Origin of the sequence: Anoxybacillus sp. CHMUD (assembly GCF_013096965.1) — a bacterium.
GTDB lineage: Bacteria > Bacillota > Bacilli > Bacillales > Anoxybacillaceae > Anoxybacillus > Anoxybacillus kestanbolensis_A.
Window position 1 is genome coordinate 142224 of record NZ_SDLG01000004.1, and the last position, 23113, is coordinate 165336.

16 protein-coding genes are annotated in these 23113 nt (G+C 43.9%); 2 read left to right on the forward strand and 14 right to left on the reverse strand.

Annotated features, from left to right (window positions below; genetic code table 11):
* Position 1 precedes the first annotated feature (1 nt).
* From ETB99_RS04435 to gabT, 10 genes are all read right to left on the reverse strand, one after another.
* Positions 2-304: a ferredoxin family protein gene (locus ETB99_RS04435; protein ID WP_077428497.1), complete on the reverse strand. Its 303-nt coding sequence runs from the start codon at positions 302-304 to the stop codon at positions 2-4.
* Positions 286-1581 carry an FAD-dependent oxidoreductase gene (locus tag ETB99_RS04440; RefSeq protein ID WP_171700008.1) on the reverse strand — a complete coding sequence of 432 codons (1296 nt, stop codon included), beginning with the start codon at positions 1579-1581 and terminating at the stop codon, positions 286-288. The genes ETB99_RS04435 and ETB99_RS04440 overlap by 19 nt, the downstream gene beginning before the upstream one ends.
* Positions 1574-2623: an electron transfer flavoprotein subunit alpha/FixB family protein gene (locus ETB99_RS04445; RefSeq protein WP_171700009.1), complete on the reverse strand. Its 1050-nt coding sequence runs from the start codon at positions 2621-2623 to the stop codon at positions 1574-1576. The genes ETB99_RS04440 and ETB99_RS04445 overlap by 8 nt, the downstream gene beginning before the upstream one ends.
* An 11-nt stretch (positions 2624-2634) precedes the next feature.
* On the reverse strand, positions 2635-3447 hold the full coding sequence (locus tag ETB99_RS04450; RefSeq protein ID WP_171700010.1) for an electron transfer flavoprotein subunit beta/FixA family protein: 813 nt from the start codon (positions 3445-3447) through the stop codon (positions 2635-2637).
* Between the two features lie 98 nt (positions 3448-3545).
* Complete coding sequence (locus ETB99_RS04455) at positions 3546-4694, reverse strand: saccharopine dehydrogenase family protein (protein WP_171700011.1); 1149 nt, start codon at positions 4692-4694, stop codon at positions 3546-3548.
* Positions 4695-4706: 12 nt separating this feature from the next.
* Positions 4707-6182 carry an aldehyde dehydrogenase family protein gene (locus tag ETB99_RS04460; RefSeq protein WP_171700012.1) on the reverse strand — a complete coding sequence of 492 codons (1476 nt, stop codon included), beginning with the start codon at positions 6180-6182 and terminating at the stop codon, positions 4707-4709.
* Positions 6179-7804, reverse strand: a complete 1626-nt coding sequence (locus ETB99_RS04465) for a thiamine pyrophosphate-binding protein (RefSeq protein ID WP_171700013.1) — start codon at positions 7802-7804, stop codon at positions 6179-6181. Before ETB99_RS04465 ends, ETB99_RS04460 begins: the two co-directional genes overlap by 4 nt.
* 90 nt (positions 7805-7894) lie before the next feature.
* The gene (locus ETB99_RS04470) at positions 7895-9274 is read right to left on the reverse strand and encodes an APC family permease (RefSeq protein ID WP_077428504.1); all 1380 of its coding nucleotides are present in this window, start codon (positions 9272-9274) and stop codon (positions 7895-7897) included.
* Between the two features lie 11 nt (positions 9275-9285).
* A complete protein-coding gene (locus tag ETB99_RS04475) occupies positions 9286-10728 on the reverse strand; it encodes an aldehyde dehydrogenase family protein (RefSeq protein ID WP_171700014.1) in 1443 nt (480 codons plus the stop codon).
* The gene (gene gabT, locus ETB99_RS04480; protein WP_077428506.1) at positions 10728-12029 is read right to left on the reverse strand and encodes a 4-aminobutyrate--2-oxoglutarate transaminase; all 1302 of its coding nucleotides are present in this window, start codon (positions 12027-12029) and stop codon (positions 10728-10730) included. Before gabT ends, ETB99_RS04475 begins: the two co-directional genes overlap by 1 nt.
* 407 nt (positions 12030-12436) lie before the next feature.
* Here gabT and ETB99_RS04485 point away from each other — a divergent pair, with 407 nt between their 5' ends.
* Positions 12437-13591, forward strand: coding sequence for a CaiB/BaiF CoA transferase family protein (locus ETB99_RS04485; protein WP_129000350.1), 1155 nt, complete (start codon positions 12437-12439; stop codon positions 13589-13591).
* A complete protein-coding gene (locus ETB99_RS04490) occupies positions 13578-14771 on the forward strand; it encodes an acyl-CoA dehydrogenase family protein (RefSeq protein WP_171700015.1) in 1194 nt (397 codons plus the stop codon). Before ETB99_RS04485 ends, ETB99_RS04490 begins: the two co-directional genes overlap by 14 nt.
* 20 nt (positions 14772-14791) lie before the next feature.
* Here ETB99_RS04490 and ETB99_RS04495 read toward each other — a convergent pair whose 3' ends face one another.
* The 4 genes from ETB99_RS04495 to gltB form a co-directional block, all read right to left on the reverse strand.
* Positions 14792-15118 (reverse strand): DUF3870 domain-containing protein, encoded by a 327-nt coding sequence (locus ETB99_RS04495; protein ID WP_003395822.1) that lies wholly within the window; start codon positions 15116-15118, stop codon positions 14792-14794.
* 84 nt (positions 15119-15202) lie between these two features.
* Complete coding sequence (ilvD, locus tag ETB99_RS04500) at positions 15203-16885, reverse strand: dihydroxy-acid dehydratase (protein ID WP_129000351.1); 1683 nt, start codon at positions 16883-16885, stop codon at positions 15203-15205.
* Between the two features lie 152 nt (positions 16886-17037).
* A complete protein-coding gene (locus ETB99_RS04505; RefSeq protein WP_171700016.1) occupies positions 17038-18483 on the reverse strand; it encodes a glutamate synthase subunit beta in 1446 nt (481 codons plus the stop codon).
* Between the two features lie 35 nt (positions 18484-18518).
* Entirely contained in the window at positions 18519-23054 is a 4536-nt protein-coding gene (gene gltB, locus ETB99_RS04510; protein WP_216366061.1) for a glutamate synthase large subunit, read from the reverse strand.
* Between the last annotated feature and the right edge of the window lie 59 nt (positions 23055-23113).

Here is a 23113-nt window from a genome sequence, read left to right on the forward strand (position 1 = left end):
ATCACCCTAAACGGAAGACGATGCCATAACCGCCGCGTGGATATTCCCAGCGAATATTTTCGTGCGGACAGCCGATGCGACAGCTGCCGCACTCATGACACCCTTCATAGCCGACGTGCATGCGAATATCTTCCCATTTATAGACAGACGCTGGGCAAAAAATTGTGCAAATTTTATCGGGGCATTTCGTTAAACAAATGTTGTCATCAAGCACGTGAAGATGCGATTTCGTATCCGCATTAAAGCGGACTAAATATTGCTTTTCTTCAATCGTTTGCGCTTTCATTATTTCATCACCTTCCATGCTTTCATCATATCGCGTGCCAGCTTAAACTTCTGTTTCGCCGAGCCGAGGTCACGCCAAATTTTTTTCTGTTTTTCCCATTTCGATGCGCCGTCGACGGTAAACATTTGGCTTGCGGCGCGGTTCATCATTGGGATATATTGCTCAAAATATTGTGGGAATCGCTCAAAATGATGCGTCGCATCTTTATATTTTTTCAAATCTTGCCCGATAAAGCTTTCCATCAGTTTCATTCGGTACTGGTCAAGCATGCTTTCGGAAAAGTCGTTTTGCTCTTTTGCCATGATAATGGTTTCTGCTGCTAGTCGGCCAGATGTCATCGCCATATTCGATCCTTCGCGATGAATCGCATTGACAAGTTGCGCTGCATCGCCAACGACAAGCACTCCGTGACCTGCGACTTTCGGAATCGAATGATAGCCGCCTTCTGGGATCAAGTGCGCTAAATATTCGACAGGTTCACTCCCTTGAATGTATGGACGAATCATCGGATGATTTTTCACATACTCAAGTAGCTCATACGGCTTGATTTTATGTTTAATTAATCCAGATAAAAGCGTTCCGACACCAATGCTAAGCGTATCTTTATTCGTATATAAAAAGCCCGTACCAACAATTCCTTTCGTCGCATCGCCAAAAATCTCGATCGTACAGCCTTGGTTTGGCTCGAGATTAAAGCGGTCTTCAATAATGCTTTTATCTAGTTTTAAAATTTCCATCGTTGCCAAAGCGACTTCATCTGGCCGCCATTCACGATGGAAGCCGAGCTGTTTTGCTAAAAGGGAGTTGACGCCATCAGCCAATACGACGACATCGGCATAAATATCGCCATCTGGCCGATCCGTCCGAACGCCAACGACGCGCCCGTTTTCGACAATACATTCGACCGCTACGGTCTCACAAACGAGAAGCGCCCCTTGTTCCACTGCTTTTTCGGCAAACCATTGGTCAAATTTCGCACGCAATACGGTAAAATTGTTGTACGGCTCACGTCCCCACTCTAACCCTTTATAGCTAAACGTGACAGCCGATTCTTTATCCATCATCATAAACCGCTGCTCGACGATTGGACGTTCTAGCGGTGCTTCTTTATAAAACTCCGGAATGATGTCTTCCATCATTTTACGGTACAATACGCCGCCCATAACGTTTTTCGCCCCTGGATATTCACCGCGCTCTAAAAGCAGCACGTTGACCCCTGCTTTTGCTAGTTCATACGCACAGGCTGTTCCAGCTGGACCTGCGCCAACGACGATACAGTCAAATTTTTCAGGCATGGCGAATCTCCTCCTTTACATCGGCAGCTGCTTTTAGCTTCGGAATTTCTTCTTTGAACCGTTCGATTAATAGCGGAATGATTTCGAACGCATCGCCGACAATGCCGTAGTGGCATGATTGGAAAATCGGTGCGTTCGGGTCTTTATTGATCGCAATAATGAGTTCAGAGTTTTGCATGCCGACGACGTGCTGGATCGCGCCAGAAATGCCGATCGCAAAATAAATTTTTGGCGTCACCGTCACACCCGTTTGTCCGACTTGGTGATGATGGTCAATCCATCCTGCTTCGACGACATCACGGCTCGCCCCAACCGCACCGCCAAGCACTTCGGCTAGCTGATGAATGAGTTGAAATCCTTCTTTGCTTCCCATGCCTTTTCCGCCAGCAACAACAATATCTGCTTCATCAATGCGCACTTTTTTTGTCGTTTCTCTGACAATCTCTAATACTTTTGTTCGCATTTCTTCTTCGTGTAATTCAATATGCTCCTCGACCACTCGACCTGTGCGCGACGGATCTGGTGGTAGCGCTTTCATCACTTTTGGACGCACCGTTGCCATTTGTGGACGATATTTTTTACATAAAATCGTCGCCATAATATTTCCACCAAACGCAGGACGGCTCGCCAATAACAATCCGGTATCTTCTTCAATATCGAGGATCGTTGTATCGGCTGTTAATCCTGTCGGTAAATCGGTGGCGATGGCGCTTGCTAAGTCTTTTCCAGACGGTGTTGCTCCATATAAAATAACTTCAGGTTTATGTTTATGACAGCAATCTAATAAGGCACGCATATATGGCTCTGTTCGATAATGTTCAAAAATCGGGTCGTCGTATACATATACAACATCCGCACCGTATTGAAAAAGCGTTGGTGCAACTGTTTTTACACCGCTACCAATTAAAACGCCGGCAAGTTCAGTTTTCCGTTTATCCGCAAGTGCACGCCCTGCCCCCAATAATTCTAACGACACAGGGGCGACTTGCCCGTCTTTCACTTCAACATATATCCATATCCCCCGATAATCATCGAAATTCATTGCTACTCCCCCTATGAAAAAAGCTCTTTTTTCTCAAGTAAAATAGATAAAAGTTCGTCCACTTGTTGTTCTTTTGTTCCTGTCAGTATTTTTCCACCTTCTGGCTTGGGTGGCGCCCATACTTTTGATACAATCGTTGGAGATCCTTTTAGTCCTAGCTGTTTGCGGTCTACATTTTCTAAGTCGTCTGCTGTCCAAATGGTTGGCTGGTATCGTGCGGCTTTAATCATGTTTGGCAAAGGTGCAAAGGAGATGTCATTGATGTCTTTCTCAACGGTGAACAAGCAGGGCAATTGCGATTTCACTACTTCATATCCATCTTCTAATTTGCGATGAACGATCGCATACCCTTTTTCTTTATTTACTTCAACAACTTTGTTTACACCAGTGAGAGGAGGAATGTTTAAACGTCGTGCAATACCCGGTCCGACTTGCCCCGTATCCCCGTCAATCGTCATTTTTCCACAAATGATAAGGTCAATCGGACGTTGCTTCGCGATTTTTTCAAGCGCTTTTGTAAGTGCATAACTTGTCGCAAGCGTGTCAGCTCCGGCAAATGCTCGGTCTGAAATCATATACCCTTCATCTGCTCCAAGCTCTATACATTTTTTGATCGCTTTTACTGCTGGTGGAGGACCCATCGTTAAAACCGATACAGTACCACCGTATTTCTTTTTCAACCGTGCAGCTTCTTCAACCGCATGAGCATCGTACGGGTTTAAAATCGCCGGGGCACTTGCACGGTCCATCGTATTCGTTTTCGGATTCATTTTAATAATTTTTGTATCTGGCACTTGCTTAATACAGGCTACAATATGTAGCATATGTTCACCTCCAAATCTATTCGATGTATACATATTTTAGCATAATGAACAAATCACTCGTCATAATAATCAGAAAATTTACCGTTTTGTTCACAATTTTAATGCATAGTCGCTCGAATAACGACACCACGGCGAATCATTTCTTCAATATAGCGATCACCCGGTACAATTTGTTCGGGCGGATACGCCCCACGCTTTTGAATCGTTCCGTCACCAATCATTTGTGCAACGACAGAAACGGTATATGCGGTAGAACGTGCCATCGCTGTCACATTTTTTTGGCGATCTTTATGTGTTACCATTTCATATTCGTACGTTCTTTCTTTTCCATCCTTTTCTCCCGCTACAATGACACGTAATAACACAACATCGTCCTTTTCTTTTAACTCTAAAAGAGGAGTTAGCACTTTTAACAAAACATCACGCGGCCGTACGGCTACCCCGTTGACTTCTACTTCATAGTCTCGACGCGTCAATTGTAAATCGACAAGAAGCTGAAATTTTTCCGCGTGCCCCGGATAGCGAATAGTTTTATATTCCAAACATTTTACATTCGGATAAGAACGCGGCAATGTTGATGTTCCTCCGGATGTATGAAACGCTTCAAGCGGCCCGAAACGTTCAAAATAAATCGTTTCAATTTCAGATAAAGATGGGACTTGTTGTTTTTGCCCATCGCGAATAATAAACGAAGGATCGGTGTAATGATCGAGTAAGCCTTCAAGAGAAAAGACGTGATTGTATCCAAGTGGTGGCTCTGGACGAAGCGGAATACCACCGACATATAATTTAATGGTGTGAACGCGATCAAGTTGACTTGCCCCGTACCCTGTTAAAATGTTAATCATCCCCGGAGCAACGCCTAAATCTGGAATTAATGTCACTCCCGCTCGTTTTGCTTGTTCATGTAAAGCAAGAACTCGATCCGTCACATGTCCGATATGTCCACCTAAGTCTACAGCGTGTACACCCGTTTCAATAGCCGCTTTCGCTACGTTTTCGTTAAATGTATAAAAGAGAGCATTAATGGCTACATCATGTCCTCGCATAACAGCCTGTAGTTCTTGATCATTTGTTGCATTTACTCGCTTCACTTTGATCTTTTCTGATGGCAACGAACGTTGAACCGCCTTTGCTTTTTCTTCATCGACATCAGCGAGCGTCACCGATAATACCGCTTGTTGTTCAATTAAGTCACGCACAGCTTCTTTCCCCATTAAACCTGCGCCAAGTACAATGACATTCATCTCTCATCCCCCTCACACGTCAATTTGTGCACGTTGTAATTTACCGCTATAGTCAACATAAATACTTTTCCATTCTGTAAACACATCAAGTGCCGCTACACCTGAATCACGATGTCCGTTTCCTGTTCCTTTCGTTCCACCAAAAGGCAAATGAATTTCAGCCCCTGTCGTTCCAGCGTTAATATATACAATTCCTGTGTCCAAATCACGCATGGCTGTAAACGCTCGGTGAATATCGCGTGTGAAAATGGCGCTAGAAAGCCCGTAATCGACGCTGTTATTTACTTCAATCGCTTCTTCTAAACTGTGAACAGATATAATCGATGTGACTGGACCGAAAATTTCTTCACGTGCAATGGTCATTTCTGGCGTAACGTTTGTAAACAATGTTGGGGCATAATAAAATCCGCCTTTGTATTGCTCATCTTGCAACATATATCCGCCTGCAAGTAGTGTAGCTCCTTCGTTTTTCCCGATTTGAACGTAATGATGAATTTTTTGTAACGCTCCTTGATTAATGACTGGTCCAACTTTCACTCCTTCCTCTAGCCCATTTCCCACCGTTAATGTGTTCATCGCTGCAAGTAAACGTTCTTCCAGCTGTTGTCTCACACGTTCATGAACGATAATTCGGCTGCATGCCGTACAACGTTGTCCAGATGTACCAAAAGCGCTCCAGATGATCGCTTCCACAGCAAGGTCGATATCCGCATCATCCATGACGATAACGGCATTTTTTCCCCCCATTTCAAGCGATACTTTTTTCAAATGACGACCGCACGTTTCCGCAATTCGTCTTCCGACCTCATTAGATCCTGTGAACGAAATAACTTTTACATCACGATGTTCAACAAACGATTCACCAACAACAGAGCCGCGTCCATGTACAACGTTAAATACACCGTTTGGCAATCCGGCCTGCTCGAATATTTGCGCGAGTTGCTGTGCCATAATCGGTGTTTCGAGCGCAGGTTTCCAAACGACCGCATTGCCAGCAACGATCGCAGGGAATGATTTCCACGTAGCAATCGCAATCGGAAAGTTCCATGGAGTAATTAAGCCGACGACACCAATTGGCGCCCGAACGCTCATCGCAAATTTATTCGGTAACTCTGACGGAGTCGTATCTCCAAATAAGCGTCTTCCTTCTCCTGCCATGTAAAATGCCATATCGATTCCTTCTTGCACTTCACCACGCGCTTCTTCAATGACCTTTCCCATTTCCATCGTCAATAGGCGTGCGATTTGTTCTTTTCGCTCTTGCAACAACATGCCAACTTTATAAAGTACTTCAGCGCGTTTCGGTGCAGGGACGAGTGCCCATGCTTTTTGCGCTCGTTTTGCCGCCGATACCGCCTGTTCTACATCTTGTTCATTCGATACGGTCACTTCTCCGATACTTTGACCGTTCGCTGGGTTAATAATCGGAACAAATTGCTCGCTTACGGACGGCATCCATCGTCCATCGATATAGTTTAATACTTTCATTGTTTTCCTCCTCTCGCTTGTTCAACTGTTAAAAACGGAGATAATACATGCGGATCCGTCATCACTTCAATGACAGTCGGCTTATTGTTTTGAAGTGCGGCGGTGAACGCATGTGAAAATTGTTTTTCTGTCTCTACACGCACACCGTCGGCCCCAAGACTATGCGCCATGTGTGCGAATGATATATCGCTTAAGTCGGTCCCGATGACGCGTTTTGGATAGCGAAGCTCTTGGTACATGCGAATCGTTCCGTACATTTGATTGTTAAACACAATACTAATGATTGGAATTTTGTAACGAACTGCCGTTTCGAGTTCTTGCATCGTCATCATAAACCCACCGTCTCCACTTAATGAAACGACCGAACGATGCGGATGAGCCAATTTTGCCCCAATAGCCGCGGGTAGCCCATACCCCATCGCTCCTGACGTTGGCCCAATATATGTATGTTGCTGAAATCGAAAAAATGAATGAAGCCAACTTGCAAAATTCCCAGCATCATTTGTAATGATCGATTCTGGAGGAAGAAGGTGTTGAAGGGTGTCGATGACAATCTCATTGATGTTCCGTTTCACAGGCGGTAGGGATGATGCTTGCTCATACGCTTCCCGCCGTTTTTTTGTCCACGCCGTCCATGTTGGTTGAAGTTCAATAGCAAGTAGTCTCTTTAACGCCTCTTTCGCATCAGCAACAACACCGATATGGGGGGAGTATGTCACGCCGATCACATCATAATCAATATCGATATGAATGAGCTGTTGCGTTGATAATAGCTTATAATCTTGCGTCGTCACTTCTGACAAACGGGTGCCGATCGCTAACACCACATCTGCTTGTTCAACTGTTTCAATAATTGCTCGTTGTGTGCCTAAACCGAGATGACCAACATAGAGCTGATGATCGTTTGGAAATACGTCATGTCGACGAAAAGATGCCATGACAGGAAGCGACCATTTTTCCGCAAATAGCCGAAGAACATCGGTAGCTTTTGAACGTATAACCCCTCCGCCAGCAATAATGACTGGACGGTTCGCTGACTGTAACAATTGCTCGATACGCTGGATGTCTTCTTCGCTTGGTGCTGGTTTTGGAACAATTGTTTTCGAAAAGATTACGTGATCGATCTGTTCATGAAGAACATCTTCCGGAAGCGAAACGACAACTGGACCAGGTCTTCCCGTTTGTGCAATTCGAAACGCCCTCGTTAGCAATTCTGGTAACCTTTTTGCGTCATCAATTTCTATCGCCCATTTCGCGAGCGGACGAAAAAATGCCTCAACATCTACCTCTTGAAATCCTTCACGTCCCCGAAATGTTCGCGCAACTTGTCCTAACAATACAACCATTGGTGTTGAATCTTGCTTAGCTGTATGAATACCGATAGCAGCGTTTGTAGCTCCTACTGCTCTTGTTGCCATCACAACACCAACTTTTCCGCTTGCCTTCGCATACCCTTCTGCCATGAAGGCAGCTCCACCTTCGTGGCGAGCGGAAATGAGCTGGATCGTCTTCTCAGAAAAAAGGGCATCAAGGATAGGTAAATAACTTTCCCCTGGTACACAAAAAACGTGAGAAATGTCCTCACTTTTTAAACATTGAACGATCGCCTCTGCTGCATTCACTACAAGCCCTCCTTTCTTTTTGTATCATGTATACACAAATGAAATCGTTTTATGACCTTATAAAATAATAAAGAGGAGCGTATTGCCCCCCTACATTCGATGTACATGTTCTGTTTGTTCCATCGTTTTTTTCTTTATTCGCCCGATAAAAAATGCACCAATGACCCACCATCCAATAAATATGAGCCACTCATACGGCCAAACGAGCTGTGATGGCATGCCTGGCATGTATAACAAAATAAATCCAATCGACAACACAAGAGCAATCCAACCAACAGCTGATGATTGACCGACTTGAAACGGTCTTGGCATATTCGGTTCTTTTTTGCGTAATGCAATAAATGACCAAGCAACAAGGAAATAAGCGATAATGATGGAGAACCCTCCTGCATCGACAAGCCAAACGAGCATTGGTCTGCCTAGTAGAGGAGCGAATGTGGCGAGCGTTCCAATAAATAAAATCGCGTTTGATGGCGTTTTGTATACAGGATGGATGTGGGCAAACCATTGTGGCAGAAACTCCTCTTTCGCCATCGCATAGAGTACGCGGCTACCTCCGATAATAAATGCGTTCCAACTTGTTAAAATACCAGCTAATCCCCCGATAATAAGCACTTTCGAAAAAAATGAACTGCCTAACGCAGCAGCCATCGCATCTGCTGTTGGAAGCGATGAGTTTGTTAACACATCGTCTGGTAAAATGTAAGATACCGCAAACACAACGGCGACATAAAACAAAACAGCTAGAGCGACAGATAAAATAAGAATTTTTCCAATAGAACGTTGCGGGATTTTCATTTCCTCTGCCGTTTGAGGAATGACGTCAAAACCAACGAACATAAACGGCGTCATGACTAGTACAGCGAGCAAACCAGCTGAACCATCTTTAAATAATGGCTGTAAATTTGCTACTTCTCCGTTTACAAGCGAACCACCTAAAAGTGCCATGCCGACAAGAAAAATGACAAACGTTAATACAACTTGTAGAAAGGCGGCACTTTTTACGCCACGATAGTTAATCCACGTAATGATGATGGAACCGAGCATACCAATCATTACCCAGGAAGCGTTTACATCCCACCCGACAATCGTCCAAAGATAACCAAATTTAAATGTTGGAAATAAATACTCAATGACGGTTGGAAGCGCAACAGCTTCAAACGCAACAACCGATAAATAACCAAGGGCTATTGCCCAAGCAGCGATAAATGAAGCCTTTGGTCCGAGGGCACGTAAAACGAAATAATGTTCCCCTCCTACTTTCGGCATGGCTGATGACAACTCCGCATACGTTAAACCGACAAAAATAACAAGAATTCCTCCAATTAAAAAGGCGATGATTGCACCAAACGCCCCTGCACTTGTGATCCACGTACCTGAGAGTACAACCCATCCCCAACCGATCATCGCACCAAATGCTAATAACAACACATCGAGTTTCGTTAGTACTTTATGAAACTGTTGATCCATCACATATCCCCTCACATATTTGGATGTGGTCGAATAGAAATCGTTTGATATGCTGTAAAAAACTCAATGGCCGCTTGCCCTTGTTCGCGCGTACCTGAACTTGATTGCTTCATCCCGCCAAAAGGTGCTTGTGGTTCTGCCCCACCTGTTTCACTGTTTACTTGCACCATGCCTGCTTCGATATGTTCAATAAAGTAAAGTGCTTTCGATAAGTTGTTTGTAAACAATGACGCACTTAAGCCATAAATGCTGTCGTTTGCCATTTCAATCGCTTCATCAATAGATGCAGCTTCAATTATCGATAGCACAGGCCCAAATATTTCTTCCCTAGCAATAACAGCTTGATGGGAAACAGAGTCAAATACCGTCGGTTCAATATACCACCCCACATCACTACTAGCACCTCCCCCAACAATTAGTCGCCCTTCTTGTTTTCCAATATGGATATAGCGTTGGACCGTTTCAAATTGCCCTTTTGACACAACCGGCCCCATCGTCACTTGTTCATCCATTCCATTGCCGACACGAATGCGCTTCACATGTTCAGTGACACGTTCTCGAAATACGTCCATGACTTCTTTTTCAACGAATACACGACTCGTTGCTGTACAACGTTGTCCCGTTTGCTTCATCGCTCCTTCTACAACAAGTCGAGCAGCAAAATCGACATCGGCGTCACTTAAAACGATCGCTGGATTTTTTCCGCCGAGCTCAAGTTGATATTTTGCTCCACGAGCCGCTGCTTTTTTCGCAATTCCACTACCAATCGCATTCGAACCAGTAAATGTAATGGCATCGACTTTATTGTGTTCAACAATGGCGTCGCCAATCGTACTCCCACGACCAACAACTAAGTTCAAAACACCTGGAGGTAGCCCCGCTTCAACAAACAGTTCAACGATGCGCGCACCCGTAGCACTTGCCTCTAACGCGGGCTTAAATACGACCGTATTGCCGTAAACGAGAGCGGGTGCGATTTTCCATATCGGAATAGCGAGCGGGAAGTTCCATGGAGCGATCACTGCCACGACACCAACTGGAACACGTTTTGTAAAAAATAAGTTTTTCGAATCAAACGACGGTAGTACTTCACCAATTTTTCGCAATCCTTCGCCCGCATAGTAACGTAAAATGGCTGCGCTACGATGTACCTCCCCTCTCGTTTCAGCAAAACGTTTCCCCATTTCCTTCGTAGCCAATTCTGCCAACTCATCCGCATATTTCTCAAATAAATAAGCTACTTTTTGTAAATACGCACCACGCTCTGGGGCGGCCGTTTGTGCCCATTTTTTCTTTGCTTTCACCGCCGCAAACACCGCCTCATCTACATCATGAACAGATGAACCAGCAACGACCGCGACAAGTTCTTTTTGATCGGCTGGGTTGTAACGTTCAATCGTTTCATGTTTCCCTTGGATCCACTCGCCACCAATATAATTTTTCACTTCACGCATCATTTCACCACCTTTTGTTGTACTTCTGCTAGTAAGTCACGCAAAACTGAAAATCCGCGCTCTAGTTGTTCATCGGTCATCACAAGTGGCGGTAAAAAGCGTACAACATTACTGTACAGTCCTGCGCTTAAAAAGATGGCTCCACGTTTCCACGCATTAGAAACAATATATGCCGTTTGTTCTTTCGCCGGCGTTTTTTTCTCGCGATCTGTCACAAGCTCAATCGCGCACATCGCTCCGAGCCCACGTACGTCACCGATAATGTCAAACTGTTGCTTCATTTCGGTTAAAAGTGTCATCATTTTTTCACCTAAATGACGCGCACGCACAACTAATTGTTCTTCTTCGATCACATCTAAAACAGCTAAAGCAGCTGCACATGCAAGCGGACTTCCAGAGAACGTACCGCCAAGCTGGCCGACTTCTGGTGCATCCATCATTTCGCGTCGACCGACGACTGCACTAATTGGCACCCCCGCTCCCATCGACTTTGATAACGTCATCAAATCAGGCGCTACACCAAAGTGCTCCATCGCAAACAGGCGTCCTGTTCGCGCAAAACCTGTTTGAATTTCATCAGCAATCATGACGATGCCGTATTCATCACAAATGCGACGAATCGCTTGCATAAATTTCGCCGACGGAACGACAAATCCCCCTTCTCCTTGTACTGGTTCAATTATGATTGCTGCTACGTGATCAGGGGCTACTTCCGCAACGAAAAACTGTTTCAATGATTCAATGAGTTGGTTATCTACTTCATCTATAGTTTGCTCGTTTGCACGGTAATAGTATGGATACGGAAATTTATACACTTCAGGAGCAAACGGACCAAATCCTTTTTTATATGGCATGACTTTGCTTGTCAGCGACATCGTCAATAACGTTCGACCGTGATACCCCCCTGTAAACGACACAATCGCAGGACGACCGGTGTACTTTCTTGCAATTTTCACCGCATTTTCAACTGCTTCTGCGCCACTATTTAAAAAGATCGTTTTTTTCGGAAAATCACCCGGTGTTAACTCATTTAATTTTTCTGCTAATAACACATACGATTCATAAGGTGTCACATGAAAACAAGGATGAATAAATGTTGCTGCTTGTTGCTGAATGGCAGCGACGACTTTCGGATGACAGTGTCCAACGTTTTGTACACCAATTCCTCCGGCAAAGTCGATATATTCGCGATCATTTATATCTCGAATGATCGCTCCTTTTGCTTCTTTAATAAAAATTTCTGTCACGTTGTACGGCGCTCTTGCAACCGCTTCTTTTCTTCGTTCCATCCAATTCGACATCATCTCTCCTCCTTCGACAAATAAAAAGCCAGTTTAATCATCGTGATGGCACAATGACTAAACTGGCTGGTGCTTATGCGTTGCTCGCCGATCAGACGAGTAAAATAAGCTCCACAGTTTTTGCTTATTTGCTTTTATTTTAAGACAATATTTTTTGTTTTGTCAAACTATTTTTAAAATAAAAAATATTTACAAAAATAATGTGTTGTTTTATACTAAAAGTAGCTACCCCACTAAACAACGAATCGTTTGGCTTCGGGTAGCAACGTAACGACTTCTTAAAGAACTGTTCCGATTCGACCGACTTTCTTTTCGAAAGGCACGCTCGGATCGTTTATGCCAGTTCCTTTCCTGTACGTTTGAGGGAGGGACTGGCTTTTTTATTACAAAAATATGGAGGTGAACAAATGGTAGGGGCTCTAAATGGTATTCGAGTTGTCGACCTTACACGCGTTCTTGCCGGTCCGTACGCCACGATGATTTTGGGTGATCTTGGAGCGGATGTCATGAAAATTGAAGCACCTGGCGGATCGGATGATACACGATTTTGGGGACCACCGTTCCAAAACGGCATGAGCGCTTACTATGCAGCGGTCAATCGAAATAAGCGGAGCATGACTGTCAACTTAAAAGAAGAAAGCGGAAAAGAAACGATTCGTCAACTCGTTAAAACAGCCGACGTCATTATACACAATTTTAAAACCGGGACAATGGAACGGCTCGGGCTTGGATATGATGATCTTTCTGCCATCAATCCGAAACTCATTTACTGTTCCATTACCGGATTTGGTGAAACGGGACCGTATCGCCATTTAGCTGGCTACGATTATATTATTCAAGCGATGAGCGGTTGGATGAGTATTAACGGTACGGAACAATCTGGACCATTAAAAGTCGGTGTCGCTGTCACAGATATTTTTACAGGTTTATATGCCGCCATTGCCGTGCAAGCAGCGCTTATTGCCCGAGAAAAAACAGGAAGCGGTCAAAAAATTGATTTAAGTTTATTTGACTGTGCCATTAGCGCCCTTGTGAACGTCGCTTCAAATTATTTAATATCTGGCGAAGTGCCAAAACCGTTGGGAAACGATCATCCGAACATCGTTCCATATTCAACGTATGAAGCAAGCGATGGTTTGTTTGTTGTTGCTGTCGGAAACGACCGACAATTTCAAGCACTTTGTGAACTATTAGAAGATCAAACGATCGGTGCGGATGAACGGTTTCAAACAAATGCCGGTCGAGTCACCTATCGTCATGAACTCAATCAACGACTAAACGATGAATTAAAAAAGAAATCGCGTGCAGAATGGCAACGATTATTTGAACAAAAAGGCATTCCTTGTGGTCCTGTGCATACGCTCGATCAAGTGTTTCAGCATCCACAAACGCTCGCACGAAATATGATTATTCGCATGGGTCACCCAGATGTCGGTGAGTTGAAACTTGTCGGAACACCGCTAAAGTTTTCACATACACCGGTCACATATCGATTGGCACCCCCGCTCGCAGGAGAACACAACTACTTATTTGAAGGAGGAAATAAACATGATGAACTTTGATTTCACGCAAGAACAAGACATGTTGCGACAAACGGTAAGAAAATTTGTCGATAAAGAAATTTTACCTCACATAAAAGAATGGGATGAACGAGGCTATTTTGATCCAAACATTTTGAAGCGCTTAGCGGAATTAAATTTAATGGGTGTATGTATCCCAGAACAATACGGCGGAATGGGAATGGATTATAATTCATTAGCTATTGTTTGTGAAGAATTAGAACGTGGGGATACAGCGTTTCGCACCGCTGTTTCTGTCCATATCGGACTTAATAGTTTAACACTTCTTCAATGGGGAACAGAGGAACAAAAACAAAAATATCTCGTACCACAAGCAAAAGGAGAAAAAATTGGTGCGTTCGGACTTACAGAACCAAACGCTGGCTCAGATGTTGCTGCTATTTCTACAACAGCTGTACGCGACGGGGATGACTACATTTTAAACGGACAAAAAACGTGGATTTCTCTTTGCGACATCGCTGACCATTTCATCGTTTTTGCTTATACAGACAAATCGAAAAAACATCGTGGTATTTCTGCTTTTATTGTTGAACGGACGATGCCCGGTTTTTCATCGCGCGCCATTAAAGGAAAACTCGGCATTCGCGCAGGCAATACAGGTGAGCTGTTTTTCGACAACGTGCGCGTCCCGAAAGAAAACTTACTTGGAGAAGAAGGAGAAGGATTTAAAATTGCGATGTCCGCACTCGATAACGGACGATTTACTGTTGCTGCTGGAGCATGCGGTTTAATTATGGCTTGCTTAGAAGCAAGCGTGAAATATTGTCACGAACGAAAAACGTTCGGAAAAGAAATCGGTCGTCATCAACTTGTACAACAAATGATCGCAAATATGGAGGCAGGCTTACAAATGAGCCGCTTGCTCGTATATAAAGCCGGCTTTTTAAAAAATAAAGGAAGACGAAATACACGTGAAACATCGCTAGCGAAATGGATGGCGTGCGACTTTGCCAACAAAGCGGCTGATGATGCCGTACAAATTCACGGGGCATACGGTTATTCAAATGAATATCCAGTCGAACGATATTTACGTAACTCTAAAGCCCCAGTTATTTACGAAGGAACGCGTGAAATTCATACAATTATGCAAGCAGAGTACGTCCTTGGCTATCGTCAAGACAAACCGCTCCGAAAAATGCTTCCAGCTTGGGAAGAAAAATAGAAGGTGGCTCGTGTCACCTTCTATTTTTCTGCATGCATTTTTTCTTCGAGTTTACAATATTGTTTATACAAATCTTTTAATGCTGCACATAAAGCTTGATTTGCCTTTCCTAAATATCCTTCATGTAATTGAGCAAGCGGTTCGTCGATTCCGTCTTTTAATGAATGACCTTTTAACAACCGTGCCACATAATCACGACCGTGCTCTGTTGCTAACGTACAAGAAGCATCAACGATGACGCCGTACTTTTTATCTACTTCTGCCGTAATCGTCAACGTATCAAATACGCTTTTTGCCGCCATTCCTGAAGGCAATCGCGCATGACCGGCAATAAATTGCGTATTCATCTCCCTCACTCCCATTATCGCTTTACTTCTTTCATTATAACGGAAGCTTGTTTTGGATTTATGAACAACCTTTCGACAAATTTTTTAAATTTTCATAATTCCGCCGGTACTTGCCGATGTGACAAGTTTTGAATAGCGAGCTAAATAACCTGTCTTCACTTTTGGTTCGAATCCTTTCCAGTTTGCTTTTCGTTTTTCCCATTCTTCTTCTGGAACGTGAACATCAATCGTTCGTTTCACAACGTCAATAACAATATGGTCCCCATTTTGCACAAAAGCGATCGGCCCCCCTTCAGCTGCCTCTGGCGATACGTGTCCGATCGATAAGCCGCGAGAAGCGCCAGAGAAACGACCGTCTGTAATGAGCGCTACTTTCGTACCCAATCCCATCCCAACAATTTGCGATGTCGGGGCTAACATTTCTGGCATACCTGGCCCACCTTTTGGTCCTTCGTAACGAATGATGACGACATGCCCAGGTTGTACTTTTCCTGCCGCAATGCCTTCAAGCGCCTCTTCTTGAGAATCAAATACGATCGCCGGTCCTTCATGGCGTGTAATGCCACCTTGAATGCCACCTGTTTTAATAATGGCACCATCTGGCGCTAAATTACCGAACAGTACAGCCAGTCCACCTGTTTCTGAGTACGGATTGTCAATTGGACGAATGACTTCATAGTTTTTTACTTCGCATCCTGCAATGTTTTCACCAAGTGTTTTGCCTGACACCGTCAATGCATCTAAATGAAGGGTGCCTTCTTTTTTCGACAGTTCGTGCAATACTGCAGATACACCACCCGCTTCGTGCAAATCTTCAATATGCATATCTGATGCTGGTGCCAATTTTGCTAGATGCGGCACGCGAGATGCGACCTCGTTAATACGCTCAAGCGGATAGTTAATGCCTGCTTCATTCGCAATCGCTAACGTATGTAGTACTGTGTTCGTCGAACCACCGAGCGCCATATCAAGTGCGAATGCATTGTCAATTGCTTTTTCGGTGACGATGTCGCGCGGTTTAATATCATGCTCGATTAGATACATTAACTGCTGAGCTGAACGTCGTACAAATTCTTTTCGTGCCGGATCAATCGCTAAAATCGTACCGTTACCCGGAAGAGCTAAGCCAAGCGCTTCGGCTAAACAGTTCATCGAATTTGCTGTAAACATTCCTGAACAAGAACCGCATGTCGGGCAACCGTACTGCTCAAGCTCTTGTAGTCCTTTTTCGTCGATTTTCCCTGCCTGATATGCACCAACGCCTTCAAATACAGAGGAAAGCGAGATTTTTTTTCCATCGCTTGTGACACCCGCCTTCATCGGTCCGCCGCTAACAAAAATGGTTGGGATGTTTAAACGCATTGCTGCCATCATCATACCAGGGGTAATTTTATCGCAGTTTGGAATACATACCATCCCGTCAAACCAGTGTGCAGAAACGACTGTTTCGACAGAGTCTGCTATAATTTCGCGGCTCGGCAATGAATAGCGCATACCAATATGTCCCATTGCAATGCCATCGTCTACTCCGATTGTATTCATTTCAAATGGTACTCCGCCCGCTTCTCGAATAGCTTCTTTGACAATTTTTCCAAACTCTTGTAAATGAACATGTCCTGGGATAATATCAATATACGAGTTGACAACCGCAATAAACGGTTTATTGAAATCTTCTTCTTTTACTCCTGCTGCGCGCAATAAACTACGATGTGGTGCGCGATCGAATCCTTTTTTAATCATATCGCTACGCAAAACAAATCCCTCCATCTTTTCTGAACTTGTTAAACATTGTAACACTTTTTGAAATAAAATGACAATTCTAAAAATAAAAAAACAATTCTAAAAATAAAAAACTCTTTTTCTACAAAAAACGCAGAAAAAGAGTTTTTCAAATATGGACTTTCGCAGATGTCCCCCTCTCAATCCCCCATAAGAAAATGATTCATTTCTTTCGCTGCTTCGCGTCCTTCATGAATCGCCCAAACAACAAGGCTTTGTCCACGTCTTGCATCACCTGCGACAAATACACCTTCGACATTCGTCTTGTATGCTTTACTAATTGTCTCGATTCCAAACTGTTGTAAAAGTTGCGGTTCTGGTCTTTCAAAACCAATAGCGATCAATACGAGATCACACGGCCATATTTTCTCTGTACCTGGAATTTCTTTAAATACAGCACGCCCTTGATCATCTATTATTTTTTCCATTTGGATCGTATGCAGTTCTTTTACTCTCCCTCTCTCATCACCAACGATTTTTTTCGTTTGAATACAATATTGACGCGGGTCATTGCCGAACTTCGCTTCCGCTTCTTCATATGCATAGTCAACTGTAAATACAAGCGGGTATTGCGGCCATGGATTATCGTTTGTACGCTCTTTTGGCAATGCCGGATGTTTGCCGAATTGCACAACGCTTTTACATTGTTGCCGCAATGCCGTTGCTACGCAGTCTGCCCCCGTATCGCCCCCGCCAATAACGATGACGTGTTTATGTTTTGCGTCAATAAACGTTTCATCTTTTTCACCATTCAACAACCATTTTGTTGTTACGGTCAAGTAATCCATTGCTAAATGAACGCCATCTAGTTCGCGTCCTTCTAAAACAAGATCACGTTGTTTTTGTGCTCCGATACAAAGCACAATTGCATCATATTGTTTGCGCAACTCATCCATCGTCAAATCTTTTCCGACTTCTATGTTTGTAACAAACGTAATTCCTTCTTTTTCAAGCAAGCGTACACGTCTCTCAACAACGTCTTTTCCAAGTTTCATATTCGGAATGCCGTACATCAACAAACCACCAATTCGATCCGCGCGCTCATACACAGTGACAAAATGACCAGCTTGATTTAGTTCATCTGCACAAGCTAAGCCTGCAGGACCAGAGCCAATGACGGCCACCTTTTTTCCGGTTCTCTTTTTCGGAATGCGCGGTTGAACCCACCCTTCCTCAAACGCTTTGTCAATAATCGCTCGTTCAATTCCTTTAATCGCTACTGCCGGATCAGAAATCGCTACTGTACACGATCCTTCGCACGGCGCTGGGCAAACGCGTCCTGTAAATTCCGGGAAATTATTTGTCTTCACTAACCGTTCAAACGCCTCTTTCCATCTTCCACGATACACAAGGTCGTTCCATTCTGGGATGAGATTATGAATCGGACAGCCAGATGTCAAGCCTTGAAGCTCTATGCCCATATGACAAAACGGCGTACCGCAATCCATACATCGCGCACCTTGTCTCGCTAACGTGTCGGTTGAAAATGGAAACGTATATTCATTCCAATCATGTAAACGGGAAAGCGGATCGCGCTTTTTTTCTTCCTCCCGTACATATTCCATAAATCCCGTTGCTTTCCCCATCATTCTCCCCCTTTCACCTATTCGGAAGCGTTCGCCTATTTCGCGACCGCTTCCACCACTTTCACACCTTTTTTGTTTACAACCGTTTCAAACGCCTCAAATACCGCTTCATCGTGTGATAAACCACGCTGCTTCATCGCCTCGATTGTTTCAATCATCAATTTATAGTTTTTCGGGATCACTTTGACGATCCGTTTGACTACATCGTCCCAATTCGCAAGCACATATGCTGCCTTTGGACTTTCTGTATATTTGTAATGTTTCACAATCATTTCGCGCACATCGCTTCTTTCTTTTTCATCGACTAAGGACTCAAATAAAACGAGTTCACAGTTCGCGTTTTTTTGCCACGTATCATCGTAAGCGAATACGTAAGCTACACCACCAGACATTCCAGCAGCAAAATTTTTTCCAACAGAGCCGAGGATAACAACACGTCCTCCTGTCATATACTCACAGCCGTGATCACCAACTCCTTCAACAACCGCATGAACGCCACTATTTCGGACGCAAAAACGCTCCCCAGCACGACCACGAATATACGCTTCTCCACTTGTCGCACCGTAAAATGCAACATTTCCAATAATGACTTGATCACTGCACGCAAACGAAGCTTCGTGTGGTGGACGAACGATCACTTTTCCACCTGATAAACCTTTGCCAACATAGTCGTTCGCATCACCGACTAATGTCATCGTCATTCCTTTTGGCACGAACGCTGCGAAGCTTTGCCCCGCTGAGCCTTGAAAATATAGTTGAATCGTATCTTCTGGAAGACCTTCTTCACCAAATCGTTTTGATACTTCGCTACCTACTATCGTGCCGACTGTTCGCTGTACGTTGTTAATGCGTACGTGCAATTGCACAGGCTTTTTCTCCTCTATTGCTTGCTGGACAGCTGGCAAAATCGTTTGGTAATCAAGCGTTTGTTCGAGACGGTGATCGTGCGATTTAGAAAACGTGCGCGATCCTTCCACTTGATGCAACAAACGTGACAACTTAAGATGTTTCGCTTTCCAATGTCGTTTTACCCGTTCACTTATTTTTAATACGTCCACGCGTCCGACCATTTCCTCGATCGTACGGAAGCCAAGTTGCGCCATGATTTCACGCACCTCTTGAGCAATAAAATACATGAAATTAACGATATGTTCTGGCTTTCCAGTAAATTTTGCCCGCAATTTTGGATTTTGTGTTGCTACACCGACCGGACATGTGTCTAAATGGCAAACGCGCATCATCACGCAACCTAAAACGACAAGTGGAGCGGTCGCAAAACCAAATTCCTCAGCGCCAAATAACGCCGCCATGACGACATCGCGACCAGTCATCAATTTTCCGTCTGTTTCTAATACAACGCGATCACGCAACCCATTTAACATAAGCGTTTGATGCGTTTCAGCTAAACCAAGTTCCCACGGAAGCCCCGCATGTTTAATGCTTGTTTTTGGTGAAGCACCTGTCCCTCCGTCATATCCGCTAATGACGATCACATCTGCCCCGCCTTTAGCCACACCTGCAGCGATCGTGCCAACACCAGATTTTGCAACGAGTTTTACACTAATGCGCGCATCGCGATTTGCATTTTTCAAATCATAAATAAGCTGTGCTAAATCTTCAATGGAATAAATGTCATGATGCGGTGGTGGCGAAATAAGTTCCACACCTGGCGTAGACCCACGCACTTTTCCGATCCACGGATATACTTTATTCGCAGGCAGTTGACCACCTTCTCCAGGCTTTGCTCCTTGCGCCATTTTAATTTGTAGCTCATCGGCATGAACTAAATAATGGCTTTTCACTCCGAAACGGCCAGATGCGATTTGCTTAATTGCACTGCGACGGAAATCGCCATTTTCATCTCTTGTATAGCGACTAGGATCTTCACCACCTTCTCCACTATTACTTTTTCCACCGATGCGATTCATCGCAATCGCAAGCGCTTCATGTGCTTCTTGGCTCAATGAACCGTACGACATCGCCCCCGTTTTAAAGCGACGAACAATCGCCTCTATCGGTTCAACTTCTTCAATCGGAATAGGTGTACGTGTGTCGTCAAACTCAAATAAATTACGTAAAAATGTAAGCTGCTCTTCATTCGCCATCGCAGAATATTGTTTAAACAGCGCATAGTCATTTTTTCGACATGCCCATTGTAACGTATGAATCGTTTTCGGATTAAACGCATGATGTTCCCCGTTTTTCCGCCATTGCAATTCACTTCCAGAATCTAATGTTTCATCATAAGACGTGAAAAACGCTTGCATATGGCGCATTTTTGCTTCTTGGGCAATTTCATTCAAACCGATTCCGCCAATTTGCGACGCTGTTCCGGTGAAATATTGATCGATAACATCATCCCCGATGCCGATCGCTTCAAAAATTTGCGCGCCACGATAACTTTGCACGGTTGAAATACCCATTTTTGACATCACTTTCACAACGCCATCTGTCGCCGCTTTTTTATATGTTTCGACTGCCTTTTCGTATGTCGATTGAAGCACTCCTTTTTCAATCGCTTCTCGAATGGTCGCAAATGCCAAATACGGATTGACTGCATCCGCTCCATATCCGATTAACGCTGCGAAATGATGCACCTCACGCGCTTCTCCACTTTCCACAATTAAACTGACTTTCGTACGTGTCCCTTTTCGAACAAGATGTTGATGTACCGCGCTAACCGCAAGAAGTGTCGGAATCGCTACACGTTGTTCGTTTATGCAACGGTCAGATAAAATAAGTAGCGTTGCACCAGAAGCAATCGCTTCATCCGCCGCTTGACATAATTCATCTAACGCTTCTTTTAAGTTATGTGTAAAAACTGTTGACAATGTCACACTAGCAAATTCACGATACGGACTCATTCGAATGGCGTTTAATTGTTTGTTCGTGATTATTGGTGACTCTAATCGAATGCGACGAGCACAAGATGCATCCGGATTCAACAAATCTCCTTCTTTTCCAAGCAACGTCACTGTTGATGTGACGATGTATTCACGAATCGCATCGATCGGTGGATTTGTTACTTGTGCAAATAGCTGCTTAAAATAATTGAATAAACTTTGCGGTCGATCTGATAAGACGGCTAAAGGTGTATCGTTTCCCATCGCCCCTGTTGGATCTTTTCCTTCCGTTGCCATCGGAATGATTGTTTTTTCCACGTCTTCATACGTATATCCAAACGCTTTTTGCCACGTCAAAAGGTTGTTAAACGGTTGTTCCTGCTCATCTTCGGCATATTCGTCAATAGAAATCATTTGTTCATTCACCCATTGACGATATGGTCGTTCATTGGCAATTTGTTTTTTTATTTCTTCATCAGAAACGATGCGTCCTTGTTCAAAATCAATAAAAAGCATTTTTCCAGGACTTAATCGTTCTTTGTATAAAATATTGTTCGGCTCTACATCGATCACACCTACTTCTGATGAAAAAATAATATAGTCGTCTTTTGTCACATAGTAACGTGCTGGACGAAGGCCATTGCGATCTAAAATCCCTCCAATTTGTTTTCCATTCGTGAACACGATGGCCGTTGGTCCGTCCCACGGCTCCATAAGACAACTATAATATTCATAAAACGCTTTTTTATCATCATCCATCTCTTCATCCCAATACCATGGCTCTGGAATGAGCATCATTGCCGTTTCAGCGAGCGACCTTCCAGCTAGCACAAAAAACTCAAACGCATTATCAAGCATGGAAGAATCGCTTCCGTTCGTATCTAAAATCGGAAGTACTTTTTGTAAATCATCACCAAACATAGGCGATGAAAATTGTTTTTCTCGCGCCATCATCCAATGAATATTGCCTCGTAGCGTATTAATTTCCCCATTATGAATTAAATAACGATTCGGATGTGCCCGCTCCCAGCTCGGAAACGTGTTTGTGCTAAAACGCGAGTGAACGAGCGCAAACGCGGAGCGAAATCGTTCATCTTGTAAATCAATATAAAAAGCATCCAGTTGCTCAGGGGTGACTAGCCCTTTGTAAACGATCGTTCGACTGGATAAACTCGCAAAATAGTACTCATTGTTTTTTACTAACTTTTCTGCTCGTTTACGAATGACATATAACTTTCGCTCAAAATGTTGTTCATCTGTTATATCGTCGCTCGCTGCGATAAAAAGCTGACGAATAAACGGACGACTTTTTTTAGCCAATGTTCCGAGTTTTCCGGCATTAACAGGTACATCTCGCCATCCGAGCAACGTTTGTCCTTCCTCGCAGATGATGTCATTGATTTTCTGTTCTAAAATGCCCCTCTTTTGTTCGTCATGCTCAAAAAAGAAGACCATCCCGACTCCGTAACGCCCTTTTGCAGGAAGTGAAAACGAACAAACGGATCGAAAATAATCATCAGGAATTTGCACCATGATTCCAGCACCGTCACCTGTTTGCGGGTCGCTCCCTTGACCTCCGCGATGCTCTAATTGACGCAACATATGAAGACCTTGCTTGACAATATGATGAGACGCTTCCCCTTTTAAGTGGGCGTATAACCCGATCCCACATGCATCATGTTCAAATTGTGGACAGTACAACCCTTGCGCCTTTGGTAGTCCTCTCATGTGAATCCCCCATTCCGTTATCTTGTATGTATAATTGTAGGTTTCAATAATTATATAAA

Bases quoted from the DNA above. Each gene is read 5' to 3' on its own strand.
- ETB99_RS04505 (WP_171700016.1), bottom strand. From the start codon at position 18,483: ATGGGGAAAGCAACGGGATTTATGGAATATGTACGGGAGGAAGAAAAA.
- ETB99_RS04470 (WP_077428504.1), bottom strand. From the start codon at position 9,274: ATGGATCAACAGTTTCATAAAGTACTAACGAAACTCGATGTGTTGTTA.
- ETB99_RS04475 (WP_171700014.1), bottom strand. From the start codon at position 10,728: ATGCGTGAAGTGAAAAATTATATTGGTGGCGAGTGGATCCAAGGGAAA.
- gltB (WP_216366061.1), bottom strand. From the start codon at position 23,054: ATGAGAGGACTACCAAAGGCGCAAGGGTTGTACTGTCCACAATTTGAA.
- ETB99_RS04450 (WP_171700010.1), bottom strand. From the start codon at position 3,447: ATGCTACATATTGTAGCCTGTATTAAGCAAGTGCCAGATACAAAAATT.
- ilvD (WP_129000351.1), bottom strand. From the start codon at position 16,885: ATGGAGGGATTTGTTTTGCGTAGCGATATGATTAAAAAAGGATTCGAT.
- gabT (WP_077428506.1), bottom strand. From the start codon at position 12,029: ATGTCGAATTGGATGGAACGAAGAAAAGAAGCGGTTGCAAGAGCGCCG.
- ETB99_RS04485 (WP_129000350.1), top strand. From the start codon at position 12,437: ATGGTAGGGGCTCTAAATGGTATTCGAGTTGTCGACCTTACACGCGTT.
- ETB99_RS04490 (WP_171700015.1), top strand. From the start codon at position 13,578: ATGATGAACTTTGATTTCACGCAAGAACAAGACATGTTGCGACAAACG.
- ETB99_RS04460 (WP_171700012.1), bottom strand. From the start codon at position 6,182: ATGAAAGTATTAAACTATATCGATGGACGATGGATGCCGTCCGTAAGC.
- ETB99_RS04445 (WP_171700009.1), bottom strand. From the start codon at position 2,623: ATGAATTTCGATGATTATCGGGGGATATGGATATATGTTGAAGTGAAA.
- ETB99_RS04435 (WP_077428497.1), bottom strand. From the start codon at position 304: ATGGAAGGTGATGAAATAATGAAAGCGCAAACGATTGAAGAAAAGCAA.
- ETB99_RS04440 (WP_171700008.1), bottom strand. From the start codon at position 1,581: ATGCCTGAAAAATTTGACTGTATCGTCGTTGGCGCAGGTCCAGCTGGA.
- ETB99_RS04495 (WP_003395822.1), bottom strand. From the start codon at position 15,118: ATGAATACGCAATTTATTGCCGGTCATGCGCGATTGCCTTCAGGAATG.
- ETB99_RS04455 (WP_171700011.1), bottom strand. From the start codon at position 4,694: ATGAATGTCATTGTACTTGGCGCAGGTTTAATGGGGAAAGAAGCTGTG.